The organism is Ruegeria sp. AI2 (genome assembly GCF_056541275.1).
This window is the reverse complement of record NZ_JBQFYB010000002.1, coordinates 13,993-29,728: the sequence shown is the minus strand read 5'-3', so window position 1 is coordinate 29,728 and position 15,736 is coordinate 13,993. Positions and strand designations below refer to the sequence as shown.

Below are 15,736 nucleotides of genomic sequence, written 5' to 3'. Positions count from 1 at the left end.
GGCGGCAATTTGTCAAGCTCAGCCCCCATTGTCAGGGCAATGTGACGCGACTAAAGCTGTGCACATGACTTTGACCCTGCCCACCCCCGCATCGCCCCTCAGAATTGGCACCCGTGGTTCACCGCTGGCTCTGGCTCAGGCCTATGAAACCCGCCAACGCCTGAGCGATGCGTTTGATCTGCCCGAAGTGGCCTTTGAAATCGTCGTGATCAAAACAACCGGCGACAATCGCGCCATGATCGATGCGGATCGCCCGCTGAAGGAAATCGGCAACAAGGGCCTGTTCACCAAGGAAATCGAAGAGGCGATGTTGCGCGCCGAAATCGATATCGCCGTGCATTCAACGAAAGACATGCCTGTTGAACAGCCCGAAGGGCTGGTTCTGGACACATTCCTTCCGCGCGAAGATGTGCGTGACGCGTTCATCTCGCCGCGTCTTAACTCAATCCACGATCTGCCCGAAGGGGCTGTTGTGGGCACCTCATCATTGCGGCGCCGGGCGCAGCTGCTGAACCGGCGGCCGGATCTGAAAGTGGTCGAGTTTCGCGGGAACGTGCAGACACGGCTGAAAAAGCTGGAAGCCGGGGTCGCGGATTGCACTTTTCTGGCCATGGCTGGCATTCACCGTCTGGGCATGGATGAGGTTCCAGCCAGCGCCATTTCTCCGGATGACATGCTGCCCGCGATTGCACAGGGTACCATTGGCATCGAACGGCGCAGCAACGATATGCGCGCGGCCGAAATGCTTGAAGCGATTCATCACGCGGAAACGGGATGGCGGCTGGCCGCCGAACGCACCTTGCTGGCCGCGCTGGACGGGTCTTGCGAAACTCCGATCGCTGGCTTGGCAGAGTTGGATGGAAACAACTTAAGGCTGCGCGGCGAAGTCCTGCGCCCAGATGGGTCGGAAACCGTGAACAGAGAAGTGACCGGTTCTGTCAAAGACGGGCCAGAAATGGCCCGCACGATGGCAGGGGAACTGTTGGAACAGGCGGGTCCAGGTTTTTTTGATTGGAAAAATTCAAATTAATTTAAGGCAGTGTGAACTTGATCACTGTGGCCACCGAGATTATCGGGCATTAAAGTGACATACCGATGAGGAAGTCGGGTCAGTCTCTAAAGTATCGAAAAGTTTTCAGATTGCCGGTGATTTAATCAGTATTCGAGGGGGCGAGGCTGACCCCCGACTTCCAAAGGTAGCGGGTCGCTGTTGAACTCAACAGCGACCCGTTTACGTTGTATACATCCAACCTTCAGGAAATGGCATCAACCGCGTGACGGACGGCGATGCGTGTCTGTTCCAGATCCGCATCGGTGATCGCCAGCGACGGATAAAGCTTGCCCGGAGACTTGAAGATTCCATGGGCGCGCAGCACCGCATTATAAGTGGCGTTGCGCTGTGGATCATCGTGGTTTGCGCTGCGATAATCACGGCACTCGGCGTTGGTGAAATAGATGTCAAACAAAGTCTCGTCACCGCAAATCCGATGCGCGATGCCCGCTTCATTTAAGGCGTCCGACTGAATCTGCTGCAAGTGTTTTCCAATTGCGCGCAAACGCTCATACGCGCCTTCACGCCGCAAAATCTCCATCGTCTTCAGCCCAGCGGCCGAGGCGACCGGATTCCCCGAGAGGGTACCCAACTGCATCAGCCAACCTTCTTCCCCGACCTTCGACTTATCGAAATGCTTCATGATCTCGACGCTGGCACCAAGCGCAGCCAGAGGGAAGCCGCCGCCCGTGATCTTGCCCAAAGTGCAGATATCCGGTGTGACCCTGTATCGTTCCTGCGCCCCGCCATAAGCCAGCCGGAATCCGGTGACAATCTCATCAAAGATCAACAGCACACCATGTTGATCACACAGAGCTCGGAGGCCCTGCAAATATCCCGGCATTGGCGGGATGATCCGTTGCAAAGGCTCGACCATAATCGCGGCAACGTCGTCATTTTCATCCAGCAAAGCAGCGACGGCTTCCAGATCGTTAAAGGGCGCGATCAGCATTTGCTCGGCCACGCTGTCGGGGATACCCGCGCTGTCGGGAACAGCCTGCGGGAAATTAACCCTGCGGCTTGGGGCAAGGCTCATCTGCGCCTCGGCGCTCATACCGTGGTAACCGCCTTCAAACTTCAGGATTTTGCTGCGCCCGGTATAAGCCCGCGCCAGGCGAATCGCATACATGTCGGCTTCGCCTCCCGACGCGACAAAGCGCACCTGCTCGCAGCAGGGAACGGCGTCGATGATGGCCTCGGCCAGTTCGATTCCTTTTCTGTTATTGGCAAAAAACGTCATCCCTTTGGGCAGCTGTTCCAAAACGGCTTCCATCACTTCAGGGTGGCCATGACCCAGCAGCATCGGACCCGACCCGATCAGGTAATCGACATATTCGTTGCCGTCTTCGTCCCAGACACGGCTGCCTTCACCACGGGCGATGATGATGCCTGGATCAAAGTTGCCAAACCCCCCGGCAGGTAGAACTTCGTTCGCGCGAGCAATCCATTCGGATTGTGATTGGATTTTCAGCATCTCAGTCGATCTCCAGAATTGGGGTGCCAAGGATATCGAGGTCCGGCACAACACCTAAACCCGGACCTTCGGGCGGAGCAATCCGGCCGTTTTCACGAATTGGTGCATCAGGACACAGACGCGGGGCCACGTAAGACGACAAGTCGCACGTGTTCATCAGAGAACCTTTCGGCGTCGACGCCGCAAAGTGAAGTGAAGCCGCAGTAATAATATCAGACCCCCATGTGCATTCCGCGCAAATCTCGGCACCCAGATGCACGGTCAGATCCCGTGCACGACGCATTGCTGACAATCCGCCGAATTTCGAAAGTTTAAGCGCCACCGCGTCCATGCAACCCAACTCATGCGCCCGCTTCAGCGATGCAAGATCAAAGGCGTTTTCGTCGATCTTCATGGGCAGACCCGTCGACTGACGAACAGCGGCGCAGTCTTCCAGTGTTTTACAGGGCTGTTCCAGCATCACATCCAGATGCGCCACCGCGCGCCCGGTTCGCGTTGCCTGAAGGCGCGATGCGCCGCAGTTCCAGTCGCCATACACAAGCGGTCCGGTTCCCACGGCTTCGCGCACTTTGATCAGCCGCTCGGCATCGGCTTGCCAATCACCCTCGACACCCAGCTTGACCTGGAATTGCCGAATGCCCGTCTGGAAGGCTGCCTTTGCAATGCGCGCCATTTCGTCCGGCGCGATACATGTGATCGAATGATAAAGTGGCATATCTGCCCGTGTCCGCCCGCCCAGCAACGCGTAAACCGGCACCCCTGCCACGCGGCCGAACAGATCCCACAGCGCAATGTCGACGATCGATTTCGCGTAGCTGTGGCCTTGCAGAAATCCGTCCAGCTTTCGCATCGGTGCGTCAACCCCAATTGGCGAAATCCCGAGAATCTCGGGACCCATTTCAGCGATGGCCCCCGGTACTCCATTTGCATAGGCGGGCAGATAATGCGGGATCGGGCAGACCTCGCCCCAACCTGTCAGACCTGTATCCGTCTCAAGACGCAGGATATGAGACGTCACGGTCGCGCAGGTCTTGCCGCCGGCCATGTGATAGGTTTCATGGCTGGTCAGATCGACGGACCAGAGCGTTATCTTGTCAATTTTCAAGCATATTCTCCTACTGGATCACCCAATGCGGCTTCGTCCGGATGAACGCCAAGCCCGGGTTCTTCTGGCAGGTGCAAATGGCCATCAACATTCCGAGGCCCACGCCCCCCGGCAATATCGACCGTGATCATGTCCTGACAGGCCCATACTGCAAGGCAGTTGTCATCCGGGATGGTCGCGGCCAGATGTAATGCTTCGGTATCGGCCAGAACCGTACCGCCTGTGGCCATTACAAACATGTCTATCCCATGGGCCAGCGCGATATCCCGCATGCGTGCAGCCTTGGTCAGCCCGCCGACGCGGTTCAACTTGATCCCGAAAATCTGAGCCAGACCATCGCGGGCAATACGGGCCGCATCCTGCAAAGTCACGAGGCTTTCGTCCACTGAAACGGGTGACGGGTGAAGCCCCGAGATTGCAGCAATGTCATCCAACGTCTCACAAGGTTGTTCGAACATGACATTCAGGTCCGCGCAGGTGCTCATCACGCGCAAAGCTTGCTGACGCGTCCAGCCACGATTGACATCATAAAGAACGATCTCGCCGGGTCGCCGAATACTCTCGACATCGCGAACACGCACGATGTCCCGGTCAACGTCACCACCAATCTTCACGGAATGGGCGATGTAGCCCCGCTGGCGGTACCGCTCTATGACCGCGCGCGTTTCGTCGACGGATTTCGCCCCGACCGAGGACGCAATCGGGCGCGGTGTCCGCGATCCACCCCCCATCAGATCGGCAATCGGCACGCCCGCCGCCTGACCCGCGATATCCCAGCAGGCCATATCAATTGGGCTTTTGGCATAAAGGTGTCCGGGCAAGGCAAGATCCATCGCCCGTTCCACATCCAGAACCCGCCGCGGATCCAGGCCCAGAATGAACGGCGCCATCGTTTCAATTCCGGCGCGGATACCCGGACCATGCGCGGGCACATAGGTATGGCCCCATGGGGTCCCTTCACCCCAGCCAACAAACCCCGCATCGGTTTCGATTTTCAAGACTGTCGCGTCAAGCGTTTCGAATTTCAACCGCCCGCCCGACAACCAATATGGATGCTCCAGTGGGAGGTCGACGTGAAATACTGTGATAGATTTGATCTTCATGCGATATCCATCCGGGGCAGATCACCCATGCCTTCACCGCGCCACAGAACATAAGTCAGGATCTGCTGATCTGTGGTGACCATGGCATGACTTTGCCAGCTTGCGTGCAAGCGTGTTTGATTGGCGCCAAGATATGTTTCATTCCCATTGACCTTGAACAACGCACCTCCGCCAAGAATGAGGTAGAGTTCTTCGGCCTGATGGCTGTGCCAATCGTAACTCAGGCCAGCCCCCCAATATGCGATGTAGCCACGCAGGAGGGTCGAGTGAAAATGTCCGGTAGGACCGAACAGCTCATAATAGCCGTATCGGTTCAGGAAATCCGCACCAACTTCGTCTTCGGTGTAGGTATGTTTCCAATGTGCCAGATGCGCCGTCGCTTTGACCGCCGCGATCAAGTCACGGGTTGGCGTGTCTTCAACAAGATCGAAGGCTGCCACCAGCCTCGTTGCGGGAATGGGTGCGGCATCCAACCCCGTCGGGGTCAGATCACCCGGCCAAGGCGCGAACGCACCAAGGTCCGGATGCGCATGGTGCATTTGCCGGGCAGCTTCGAGAACATCGTCAAGCGTCATGGCATCACCACGATGTTGCCGGTGTGCTCTTTCGCGATGAACGCGGCTTGTGCTTCTCGGAGTTCCTTCAGCGCGTATGTCGCGGCAAGCGCTGGCTTGATCTCACCAGCCTCGATGTATGTTACGAGGTTCTTCATGACCTGAGGGTCAATGACGGTCGAACCGAAGAAGGTCAGGTCGCGCAGGTAGAATGTGCGCAGATCAAGTTCGACGATCGGGCCTGCAATAGCGCCCGAACAGGTATAGCGGCCACCCCGTTCCAATATGTCGATCAGGTTCGGCCAGTATGGTCCGCCCACGACATCTGCGACCACACTGATCTTTTCCACGCCCAGCGCCTCGCGCAGGTTCGCAGGAGCGCGTGGCAGAATGACGTCAGGGCCAAGCCTGGCCACGTCCGCGTGTTTGGATTCGGATGCCATCGCGATCACACGCGCGCCGCGCCGTTTGGCCAGTTGCACAAGCGCACCGCCCACACCGCCGGAAGCACCTGGAACCAAAACCGTATCCTCGCCGGTCACATTGGCACGGGTCAACATGCCTTCGGCGGTGGAGTAAGAGCAGGAAAAAGTTGCCAGTTCAGCATCCGTCAGATTCGAGGTGATTGCCACAGCATTCACCGCCAGAGTTGTCGCGTATTCGGCAAAACCACCATCCCGTTCCGAGCCGAAATAACCAGTCTTGTCCATATTGTCGGGTTCCACCGGATCGCGCAGCCAGCCATCCGTGATGACACGCTCGCCAATACGCGCCTGGTCAACACCTTCGCCGACGGAAACGATATGCCCGCAGATATCGGCCCCTTGAATTCGCGGGAAGGTGATCGGATTACCGCCCCAGGTGGGATCTTCTTCGCCAACCTCTTCAAACGCACCACCGGTCGTTGCGGCTGTGACCGTCTTGGAATACCAACCCGACCGCGTGTTGACGTCCGTATTGTTCAGGCCACATGCCGCAACTTTGATCAGCACCTCACCCTCCGCAGGTTCAGGACGCGGCCAGTTATCGTGCCAAACTATCTGCTCTAAACCTCCATGGCCCATCGTGACCATGGCTTTCATTGTGGCGGGCAGGCTCATCAGGCGGTCTCCATTACTGCGTCTGTGCGGGGCCGCAGGCTGTCTGGATCGTAGGCGGGCTTATCCAGTACTCGGGCCGAACGCGGCTTGCCGTGAATCACGACCTCCAACTCGGTTCCCGCTTTTGCTGCTTCGGGTTTGATGTATGCAAAGGCCAATATCTTACCTACCGTGTGGCCGAATACGACCGAAGCTGTCGAGCCTATGACACGCCCGTCCAGCGTCACCGCCTCGCCTCCATGGCCATCAATTTCGCCATCCGACTCGACTTGCAGATAGGCACATACCCATGGCAAATCGGTGTTCAACGTCTTGTCCTTGCCCAGGTAATCCTTGTCCGTACGGGCAAAGCGCAGCACATCAGCTTCTGCCAGCGTGACTTCGTTTGTCAGCTCGCCTGCCCCTTTGAAGCCCTTCTCCATCCGCATCACGTTCATGGCGAAACTGCCGTAGTCCGCGATGCCATACGCCTCGCCCGCAGCCCATAGCGCATTGTAGACGTCGAGGCAGGAAGCGTTGGGCATATGCAGCTCCCACCCCAGTTCGCCCGCATAAGACATGCGAAACGCCCAAAGTTTATGATCGGCAATGGTGACCTCTTGCGCCGACAGCCAGCGGAACCCGGCATTGCTCAGATCGGTAGCCGTACAGCGCGCCAGGACTTCGCGTGATCTGGGGCCGTTCAGCGACAAGGCCGACCATTCGGAAGACAGCGCGTTGATCCGCACATCTTCGCCCTTGCGATGATGCGCCAGATGATCAAGCAAGCGCTGTTCGAAGAACGCTGCACAGACCAGATAGAAGCGGTCTTCGGCCATGCGGACAATCGTTGTCTCCAACTCGATCCGGCCACGGCGGTTCAACATATGGGTCAGCGTGATCGAGCCAACCTTTTGCGGCATCCTGTTAGCAGTCAACCGATCCAACAGGGTATAGGCATCGGGCCCCGATACTTCGACTTTGGTGAAGGCGGTGACATCCATGATGCCGACACGTTCGCGCACTGCCTTGACCTCGGCCGCGACCATGTCGTCGGCAGGAGTGCGGCGGAAGGAATAGTGATCGCGTTGTTCCACGCCGTCCCGGGCGAACCAGCGGGGGCGTTCGAAGCCATAGACTTCTTCATGTACCGCGCCCTTGGATTTCAGCAACTCGTACAGTGGCAACGGCTTGATCGGACGCCCTGCAAGTCGATTGAAGTGTGGAAACGGGATTTCGTGCCGTAAGCAATAATCTTCTTCCGCCTTGGTCACCTGCCAGTCTTTGGTGGCATAGCTGCCAAAGCGGCGCGGATCGAAATCCCGCATCGAGATATCGGCAGCCCCATGCACCATCCAGCGCGCCAGTTCTCGGGTCAGACCCGGGCCCCAACCGATCCCGATCTGCGTTCCGCAACAGCACCAGTAATTTCGCACACCCGGAGCAGGCCCGATCAGGGGGTTGCCGTCCGGCGGGTGCGAAATCGCCCCATGCACATCGCGTTGAATACCCAGTTCCGCAAAGATCGGCATCCGGTTCAGGCTTTCCTCTAGCCATGGCATTACCCGGTCATAATCCGCGTCGAACAACCAGTTCTCGTACTCCCACGGGCAATGATCATGCCAGACCGAGTTCGGATTTTCTTTCTCGTATATTCCGATCAGGCCACGCTGCTGCTCCATCCGGATATAACCCGAGACTTTGCGGTCATCGCGGATCACCGGCAGTTCTTTGTCCAGGTTCTGGAATTCCGGCACCGGCTCGGTCACGAAATAATGGTGTGTCATTGACGTCATGGGCAGTTGCAGCCCGGACCATTCGCCCATCTGGCGCGCGTAGGTGCCTCCTGCGTTCACCACATGCTCGCAGGTGATGGTGCCCTGTTCGGTCTCAACAATCCATTCACCGTTTGCGCCCTGCGTGATGTTCGTCGCCCGGCAACTGCGGAAGATGCGCACGCCTTTCTGGCGTGCCCCGGTTGCCATCGCCATGGTCACGTTTGTCGGGTCCACATGCCCGTCATCCGGCGTGTGCAGAGCGCCAAGAACACCTTCGAGGTTATAAAACGGATGCAGTTCGGCCACCTTCTCGGGACCGACAAGTTCGATATTGAAGCCCAGCGACCGGCCCACCGACAGCGTGTGGCGCAGCCAATCCATCTCATCCTCGGTATAAGCAAGACGGAACGAGCCGCAGCCATGCCATGTGACAGGCTGACCTGTCTCTGCCTCAAGCAGGCCGGAATACAAACCGATGTTATAATCGACGCATTTGCCCAGACCAAAGCTTGAGGTTGAATGCGTAATCTGCCCTGCCGCATGCCACGTACTGCCGCTGGTCAGCTCGGCCTTTTCCAGCAGAACAGTCTCATCGCCCCAGCCTTCTTGGGCCAGATGGTAAGCCAGACCAACACCCATGACGCCGCCCCCGACGATGACCACGCGTGCGTGTGACGGCAGTTCATTCCCGGACATGATTTTTCCTCTTCCCGAGTCGCTTTTCTGCTCGACAGGCTAATTCCACATTTGTACCATCGTCAATCATGAATGACACAAATGTATCATCAACTGTTCTGGACCGTCTGACCGAAGAGTGGGACGCCCTGACCCCTGAGGCACAGAAAGCCGCGCGGTACGTTCTGGAAAACCCTGCGGATGTAGGGGTTTCAACCGTGCGCGAAATCGCCGAGGCGGCAAAGGTCAAGCCCAACACATTTGTGCGCATGGCACGGCAAGTGGGGTTTGAAGGGTACGAAGATTTTCGCGAACCCTTTCGCGATGCAATCCGAAAGGGACGCGTGTCGTTTCCAGATCGCGCCAGATGGCTTCAGGACATCGGCAAATCCGGTGAATTGGGCGGGCTGTATGCCGATATGATCGGTGCCGCGATCCGGAATATCGAGGAAACATTTGCAGGGATCGACGCGAACCGCCTGAAATCTGCTGCCGAAGTCATCTGGAATTGCCGCCAGATTTTCACACTCGGCGTGGGCGTCAACAATTCCAACGCGCGCAACTTTACCTATCTGGCTTCGACCGGGATGAAGCAGTTTCATGCAATCCCCCGCCCCGGTTCAACCCCGGTAGACGATCTGGCCTGGGCCGATGAGCAGGACGTGCTGATTGCGATCACCTGCCATCCCTACCGCACCGAAGTGATCGAGGCGGTCAAACTGGCACGTCAGCAGGGCCTGACTGTCATAGGTATCTCGGACAGTCCGGCCAGCCCTGTGATCCGGAACGCTCATCACGGGTTTGTCGTCGCAGCAGATACCCCACAGTTTTTCCCGTCATCCGTTTCGACCATCGCGCTGCTGGAAACGCTGCTGTCTTTCGTGATCGCGGTATCCAGCGACGAGATCGTCGAACGGGTCGAACGTTTCCATCGTCGTCGCCATCAGCTTGGCATCTATGCGGAGGAACCCGAATGAACGCACCGCTGACCCACTCACTGGACGCGCGATATTATACCGACCCCGCCATTTTCGAGAAGGAGATGCAGGGGCTTTTGGCCCGAACATGGCAGTTCGCAGGCCATGTCGCGCAGGTTCGGGAAACAGGAGATTACTTTGCCTTCGAGATTGCCGGGCAAAGCCTGTTTTGCATTCGCGGGCGCGATGGCGAAATTCGCACTTTCTATAACGTCTGCCAGCACCGTGCGCATGAAATGGTCTCGGGCACAGGCAACACCCGCGTTGTCGTCTGTCCCTATCACGCGTGGACCTATGAATTGTCAGGTCAGTTGCGCGCGGGTCCAAATATCAAATCCGTCCCCGGATTTGACCGCAGTGCAATCTGCCTGACGGCCGTTCGGACCGAAATCTTCAATGGGTTCATCTTCGTCAATCTCGACGACAAGGCAGCCCCGATGGACGACTGGTATCCCGGAGTGCGGCAGGAAATCCGTACATTTGTCCCGCATATCGACGAGCTTGAGCCGCTGGAATGGGTCGAGATTCCGGAAAATTGCAACTGGAAGGTCAGCGTCGAGAATTATTCGGAATGCTATCACTGTCCGAGCAACCACCCGACATTCGCTGAAGGTGTCGTCAAGCCCGAAACCTACGACATCCAACCCGATGCAGGCGGCGGTTTCGTGCTGCGCCACACGACCGAATGTCAGAGCCTCGACAAGATGACTTACCCAATCGACCTGTCGGTGCCTCATGCGGGCGATTACCAATCGTGGTTCCTGTGGCCGATGTTTTCGTTCCAGTGCTACCCGGGCAATGTGCTGAACACCTATCACTGGCGCGCACGTGACACGGATCACTGCACCGTCTGGCGCGGTTGGTACACTGAAGGTGGTTCGGAAAGCGCGGTGATCCGGCAACTGGCCGTTCAGGACAGGGAAACAACGGTCGAAGAAGACATCCGACTTGTGGAATCCGTTCATCGCGGCCTCAGATCCCGCGGTTACCGCCCCGGCCCGCTGGTGCTGGATCCGGGTTGCAGTGTGATGTCCGAACATTCAATCGCCAAGTTGCAACAATGGATGCGCGAGGCAGTGGAATGAAACCCGCCCCTGGTAGACATAACCTGTTTGCCCTGCCCTCGAGCGGGTAGATCAACCATGCTGAAGCCCAGGAAATGGCACCCTTGCGAAATCGACCGGCCCTGGCCTAAAGCCACGCAGGAGCAACGACATAATGGATCAGCCAGACCGGTAAAACGGGTGCGCCACTGGATAATTTCGCACTACGATACCGCATAGAAGCACCGCCTGACACGCTGACAAACCGGAGACCCGCAATGGCCGACTTATTTGACGAAGACCTGTTCCTGAAAGGGTTGGAACAACGGAAGAATACACTGGGCGCGGACTATGTGGAAAAGAACCTTGCAGCAGCAGATGATTTCACCCGCCCGTTTCAGGAAGCCATGACCGCCTGGTGCTGGGGTTTTGGCTGGGGGGATGACGTGATCGACGCAAAAACGCGGTCAATGATGAACCTGTCCATGATCGGAGCACTGGGAAAGATGCATGAATGGGAAATCCACTGCCGGGGCGCCATCACCAACGGAGTGACTAAAGAAGAAATACGCGCCATCATCCACGTGGTCGGGATTTATTGCGGCGTTCCGCAGGCGTTGGAGTGTTTCCGCGTCGCCCGCAAAGTGCTGGACGACAATTAGACGCCATCACAGACCTGCTTCGGCCAACAGCCGTGCACCTTCGTCATAGTATTTTCTGTTTTTGAAACAGCCAGGCCAGGCCCAGCGCTCTGCCGTGAAACCGGGCTGCAATTCCAGGATGCGACGGGCGTGCCGGCGTGCCAGTGACTGGTTGCCAGCGGCGGCGGACAACATGCATAACACAACCCGCGCCCGCACGCTGCCGGGGTCCACTCGCAAGACATTATGCGCGTGCTGCCATGCTGCCTTGTCTCCGGAGAGGGCAAGGGTCATGGACAGGTTCGCCTCGATCCAGATCGGCGGGTGCGGCGTTAACGCAAGGGCCTGCCGATACGTGGCTATTCCGTCCTCAAGCCGGTCATCATACATCAACAAGACACCATAATAGCCCAGCAATTCGGGGCTGCTGTGGAACCGCTCAAGTACCTTGCGCATCAGCTGGCAAGCCTCGGCAGTATGGCCAGCAACACTGTGGGTAAACGCTTCGAGTGCGGCGCAATAAGGATCCGCCGGGTGTTTTTCACGCATGACGGCGCAGTCGGCCTCGACCAGAGCCAGCGTTTTTTCCGGCGAATCTTCCATGCCCAACCGGATCAGATCCAGGCGGCAGAATCCGACAGCGATCCGCGCAGGCAGATAGTCCGGATCGCGCTGCAAACAGACCTCATACTGGCGGATGGCACGAAACAGGCCGTCCTTGGTCGTAAGGCTTTCCTGAATGCGACCATTCTGAAATGCCGTCCAAACTTCGGTGGATGTGGCGCGTGCTGACCAGATTTCGGACCAGTGACCATCCCGCAGCCGTAGCTGAAGCGCTTCGACAACTTTCATTGCGATTTCTTCAACGGCGTCAAACGTATCCTTTTCCCGAAACCGGAAACGTTCGGTCCATAGGCACACCTGATCCACGGTTGATGTCAATTGTGCCGCCACCCGCAACCCTTCGGCCGCTACCACGCTGCCGCTTAGCATATAGCCGTCGACAGGCCCTTGTTGCCTGCGCGCATCACGCAATTCGATGACATCCGACAACGTACCCAAGAGGAAAAGCAACTCGTCCCGTATCGACGCCGCCGCAACGTTGATATTGTTATCGTCACCAATTACTTCAAACGGCTCGACTACAATTGCAGGTCTCTGGTGCCCCCAATGGGATGGAAAGCGCGCGCCAACCGGGACAGGCGCATTCTCATCAAAACCAACGTCCCAATACGCTTGCCGTTCAACTGCCAACCAGTCTTCAAATTCCGGGTCTGCAACATCCAACCCTTCCAGAAGCTCGGCGCGATCCGGTTGAAGCGGTTCATCAAACAAATCAATTTCAAGCGCTTTCAGGTCGATGGAGACATTCTCGCGCCCGATGTCCAAAAACCCCAGACCGAACCCGGCCAGATGCTTGGTCAGGACACTAAGTTCCTTGCGCAACGAGGCCGCACCCTGTGCGGGTGAGCTTTTGCTCCAAAGTTTGTCTTGCAGCCAGGCCCTGCTGCGAACAGCATTCTTAGACAACAACACCAAGGCGAGAAGCGCTTTCGCCTTGGTGCCGCGTGGTGTTGCATCCTGGCCGTTGTCGCAAATCACCTGAAACGGACCGGTCAGGAATATCTTGGTTTTTGCCTTACTCAAATAAACTCCTCAGGCAAGTTCAGATACTGCGATCAGGAACCACAGCCATAAACGACAATGCCACCCATCGCTTCATAGGCCAGCTTGCAGCACCATGACTCGTGATCGGGATTTGGGTCTGGCTCTTTATCGCTCAGATCAGGGATTACGATATGAACCTTGTTCTTGGAATCATAAACAAACTCCACTGCAGGATTACCGACATCAGCAAGGATTTCATGAATCTGTCGCTCAGCCGCGTCGCGACCCTCTTGTGACCCCAGCGCGTTGCTCCGGGCGGCGTTCAGAACTTCACACCCAAGATCCTTAAGTGTGTATTTCGGATTAATAGTCAAACGAGCCATACTAAAAGTCCTTTCTTAACAACCACAACCATTTGTATAACCCGTTACATACCTATCCGGAAACAAAAATGACCGACGCACTGATTGAACTGGCCGAAAACGCAGGGATTATTTCCGGACCTTCTTTTGCTGAATTTCCCAAAAGTGCTCCGATCCACACCGCCTTTCGCATGATCAATTTGCGAAACGGAACAGTGCCACCCGCTGGCGCAATGAAACATCGAGTGTCCTTTGGCACGGCTTGTAACCGGAACGAAGCCGCGCGGCTTTCGGGATTCGAGGCGATCGAACGTTATGCGCTGCAATACAGCGCGGATTCGCCCGAAACCCGCGAAAGCCTGATTTCATCGGATGGTGCCACGCATGTTCTGCCAAATGATGCCCTTGCTCTGGGTGCGCAGGGCAGCAACGGACAGATCACGTCGAAGGGGGCCGCAGCGGGACCAACGCATGAAGCCGCCGCGCTGTGGGCCGCGCTTGAATGTCTGGAACACGCGCTTGGACCACATGGGTTCGACCAGGTGTTGCCCGAAACAGTGCTGCCGCGCGATCTGACCAGCTGGCTGAACACCTACCTGCGTCATCTGAGCGTTCACGTTCGCATGGTTTCGGGCGTCGGCCTCCTACTGCGTGCGGTCTGCGCCGATGCGGATGGCGGGCGACCAACTTACGGAACGGCTTTTTCCGCCGATCTGGCGACAGGTGTCTGGCACGCGGCATGCGAAGCGGTTGTGTCCTGGCGCAATATGGTGACCCTTGACCACACCGGCGTGACAGATGACGCGATGAATGAGGAACAGGCGCGCTTGTTCCGACTGTATCGCGGCGCGCGAACCGATCGCCCGACAACTCCAGCATCCTCTTTCGATGCGGATGCCTGGCAGAGTCCCGACCCGACGCTGATGACCGTATTGACAGCGACGGCCAACGCTGCCGGTCGCCCGATTGCCATATTCGATATGACCGCGCCGGAAATACCTTTGCCCGTTGTCAAAGCCGTGCCAGTTTGAAACCTTTGTCAGTGACTGAATTGGCGAGTTAGCGCCAGTTTGCCAAAGACCTCGGTTTCAGTCCGGTCCGCAAATTCAGAAATCTGTTTGCATCGTTGGGTTTCCGGCAGTCCACAAACGATATCGCTTGGATCAACAGGCAGGACTTCAACAAATTCGACCCTTGTGATCGCGCGTGGATTGGCCGCCACTGTTATCAAAGGGCCAACCTCGATCAGGCTGGCAAGCGCATAACCCGACGCAGACCGTGCGGTCGACCCTGATCCCACGGTGATATCGTCCAGAAACCGCGGATCATCATCGCCCGGCCCGAACTCAAGGCGCATGGGCATTCCCGCTTCACCGCGCGGATAACGCACCCAATCTGTCGGCACATTCACCGCATCCACGAAGAGTTCGGACATGTGAAACGCCCGAATATATAGCCCCAGAGGATTCGCGAACGCCATCGCGCGCCCTGTCGGCGTTGCTGTGCCCCTGGAGAAGGCCAGATCAAGGGCTTCACCCGCCAAACCAGATCCCGCATGGCGACAATACAAATCCTGTCGGTCGGCAAAATGTAACACTTCATCAAGCCGCGCGGGCCTTCTGTTTTCACCATTGCCGACAACATATGGGAATGAGGAAAGATGCATTGTAGCGATCAGGTCGCTCAGGCTGTTCGTCTCTCTGATCATGAACAAAGCATGTTCGATATTCAACGGATGCTCTGGTGGATGGGTAAAATCTGTTCCCACCAGTCTTTTGTGAAAACGAGCAATGCGTTGAGGCACATCCAATGCGCACCAATCTGATTTCGAAACCTCGAACAACTCTTCGCAGGAATATGAACATCTGGATACGGTTTCAACGACCGAAAGGAAGTGATCCAGATCGAACACTGCCATGGTTCTCCACCACTCCATCAGTTCGGTCGTGGCGACAAAGCGCTTCGGCCGCATTTTACCTTCGGAATCGGGCCGTAAAATCAGCGCATATTCCAGAAATTCATTGTGCAGCTCAGCCCTGCTTGCCCAACCCCGATCCGAAAGACTGGCGGCCAGATCCTCGCCCAGACAATCCCGGGGCTCGCGCGGGTTGGCAGACCATTTGAACCCCATCGATATCTGACCATCGACGATGTCGTCTGGGTCCATGACCAGGAACGGGCTCACTCCATTGCCATCAAAGAACCCTTCGATTCTCGAGTTCCAGTCCGACAGGGCGGCTTCACTCACCCCCCTATCGGCGCAACCTGGAGATTGAAAAACAGCCA

Annotated in this window: 14 protein-coding genes; 5 read left to right on the top strand and 9 right to left on the bottom strand. The window is 57.1% G+C overall.

Annotated features, from left to right (window positions below):
• Window positions 1-64: 64 nt before the first annotated feature.
• Window positions 65-1,030, top strand: a complete 966-nt coding sequence (gene hemC / locus ACR0LL_RS07570) for a hydroxymethylbilane synthase (RefSeq protein WP_480585368.1) — start codon at window positions 65-67, stop codon at window positions 1,028-1,030.
• 223 nt (window positions 1,031-1,253) lie between these two features.
• On the opposite strand, the gene ACR0LL_RS07565 is transcribed toward hemC, so the two are convergent.
• From ACR0LL_RS07565 to ACR0LL_RS07540, 6 genes are read right to left on the bottom strand one after another with little or no spacing between them, the layout of a single operon-like run.
• Entirely contained in the window at window positions 1,254-2,525 is a 1,272-nt protein-coding gene (locus ACR0LL_RS07565) for an aspartate aminotransferase family protein (protein ID WP_480585365.1), read from the bottom strand.
• Between the two features lies 1 nt (window position 2,526).
• Entirely contained in the window at window positions 2,527-3,630 is a 1,104-nt protein-coding gene (locus ACR0LL_RS07560) for a mandelate racemase/muconate lactonizing enzyme family protein (protein WP_480585362.1), read from the bottom strand.
• Window positions 3,627-4,733, bottom strand: a complete 1,107-nt coding sequence (locus tag ACR0LL_RS07555) for a mandelate racemase/muconate lactonizing enzyme family protein (RefSeq protein WP_480585359.1) — start codon at window positions 4,731-4,733, stop codon at window positions 3,627-3,629. Before ACR0LL_RS07555 ends, ACR0LL_RS07560 begins: the two co-directional genes overlap by 4 nt.
• Window positions 4,730-5,308 (bottom strand): dimethylsulfonioproprionate lyase family protein, encoded by a 579-nt coding sequence (locus ACR0LL_RS07550; protein WP_480585356.1) that lies wholly within the window; start codon window positions 5,306-5,308, stop codon window positions 4,730-4,732. The genes ACR0LL_RS07555 and ACR0LL_RS07550 overlap by 4 nt, the downstream gene beginning before the upstream one ends.
• Complete coding sequence (locus ACR0LL_RS07545; protein WP_480585353.1) at window positions 5,305-6,387, bottom strand: alcohol dehydrogenase family protein; 1,083 nt, start codon at window positions 6,385-6,387, stop codon at window positions 5,305-5,307. Before ACR0LL_RS07545 ends, ACR0LL_RS07550 begins: the two co-directional genes overlap by 4 nt.
• Complete coding sequence (locus ACR0LL_RS07540) at window positions 6,387-8,840, bottom strand: FAD-dependent oxidoreductase (RefSeq protein WP_480585351.1); 2,454 nt, start codon at window positions 8,838-8,840, stop codon at window positions 6,387-6,389. The genes ACR0LL_RS07545 and ACR0LL_RS07540 overlap by 1 nt, the downstream gene beginning before the upstream one ends.
• Before the next feature lie 68 nt (window positions 8,841-8,908).
• Here ACR0LL_RS07540 and ACR0LL_RS07535 point away from each other — a divergent pair, with 68 nt between their 5' ends.
• The 3 genes from ACR0LL_RS07535 (at window position 8,909) to ACR0LL_RS07525 (ending at window position 11,501) form a co-directional block, all read left to right on the top strand.
• Complete coding sequence (locus ACR0LL_RS07535; RefSeq protein WP_480554274.1) at window positions 8,909-9,796, top strand: MurR/RpiR family transcriptional regulator; 888 nt, start codon at window positions 8,909-8,911, stop codon at window positions 9,794-9,796.
• The gene (locus tag ACR0LL_RS07530) at window positions 9,793-10,881 is read left to right on the top strand and encodes an aromatic ring-hydroxylating oxygenase subunit alpha (RefSeq protein ID WP_480585348.1); all 1,089 of its coding nucleotides are present in this window, start codon (window positions 9,793-9,795) and stop codon (window positions 10,879-10,881) included. Before ACR0LL_RS07535 ends, ACR0LL_RS07530 begins: the two co-directional genes overlap by 4 nt.
• A 236-nt stretch (window positions 10,882-11,117) precedes the next feature.
• On the top strand, window positions 11,118-11,501 hold the full coding sequence (locus ACR0LL_RS07525; protein WP_480482962.1) for a carboxymuconolactone decarboxylase family protein: 384 nt from the start codon (window positions 11,118-11,120) through the stop codon (window positions 11,499-11,501).
• Window positions 11,502-11,507: 6 nt separating this feature from the next.
• Here the strand turns inward: ACR0LL_RS07525 and ACR0LL_RS07520 are convergent, their stop codons facing one another.
• Together ACR0LL_RS07520 and ACR0LL_RS07515 are read right to left on the bottom strand one after the other, a co-directional pair.
• Window positions 11,508-13,127, bottom strand: coding sequence for a hypothetical protein (locus ACR0LL_RS07520; protein ID WP_480585345.1), 1,620 nt, complete (start codon window positions 13,125-13,127; stop codon window positions 11,508-11,510).
• Between the two features lie 32 nt (window positions 13,128-13,159).
• The gene (locus tag ACR0LL_RS07515; RefSeq protein ID WP_480482958.1) at window positions 13,160-13,471 is read right to left on the bottom strand and encodes a hypothetical protein; all 312 of its coding nucleotides are present in this window, start codon (window positions 13,469-13,471) and stop codon (window positions 13,160-13,162) included.
• 68 nt (window positions 13,472-13,539) lie between these two features.
• On the opposite strand from ACR0LL_RS07515, the gene ACR0LL_RS07510 reads away from it, so the two are divergent.
• Window positions 13,540-14,481 (top strand): YcaO-like family protein, encoded by a 942-nt coding sequence (locus tag ACR0LL_RS07510; RefSeq protein WP_480585342.1) that lies wholly within the window; start codon window positions 13,540-13,542, stop codon window positions 14,479-14,481.
• A gap of 8 nt (window positions 14,482-14,489) precedes the next feature.
• Here the strand turns inward: ACR0LL_RS07510 and ACR0LL_RS07505 are convergent, their stop codons facing one another.
• Complete coding sequence (locus ACR0LL_RS07505) at window positions 14,490-15,698, bottom strand: hypothetical protein (protein ID WP_480585339.1); 1,209 nt, start codon at window positions 15,696-15,698, stop codon at window positions 14,490-14,492.
• Window positions 15,699-15,736 lie beyond the last annotated feature (38 nt).